The sequence below is a fragment of the Bartonella sp. AA2SXKL genome (assembly GCF_042197205.1).
Lineage (GTDB): Bacteria > Pseudomonadota > Alphaproteobacteria > Rhizobiales > Rhizobiaceae > Bartonella.
On record NZ_JBHIRN010000083.1, the window covers coordinates 1 to 579 of the forward strand.

Consider the following 579-nt stretch of genomic DNA (forward strand, 5'->3'; position numbering starts at 1 on the left):
GTTGATGTTCCATGTCATGTAAAGACTGATGACGATGCACGCCATTATAATAAGCGTTGTCAGGATCAGTGTTGCTGTTTTCTTTTTATCCAAGACGCTTTCTCCAGCGTAAAAGCAGTATCATAAAAATAAAACTGCCAATAACTCCCATTATCGTGTTGATAGGAATTTCAAGAGAAGGATGAATTATTCGTCTTAAAAAATCACAGATTAAGACCATCCCTGCACCACTCATTGCTATCCAAGGAGCAGTATGGCGCATATTGTCACCCATAAAATTTGAAACAAGATTAGGAATAATCAGTCCAACGAAAGGAATTCGACCAACTGTACAGAAGACGACAACAGCAGTGATTGAGGCGATAATAAAAAGACCAAAGAGCATAACAGTGCGATAATTCAGTCCAAGATTGTTGGTAAATCTTCTCTAAGACCCGCCACTGTAAAGCGATCAGCGGTCAAATAGGCAAGAATACAAAGAGGAAGAGAGAACCATAAAAGTTCGTATTTTCCCTCAAGAACCATCGAAAAACTGTCAAATAAATAGGCTTGAAGAGAGGGGCGGCAACATTTCATAAT

At 39.0% G+C, this 579-nt stretch carries 1 pseudogene; it reads right to left on the reverse strand.

Annotated elements, in window-relative coordinates:
• Nucleotides 1-85: 85 nt before the first annotated feature.
• Nucleotides 86-579: pseudogene (locus ACFINS_RS09880) on the reverse strand (iron chelate uptake ABC transporter family permease subunit); the annotation flags it as partial.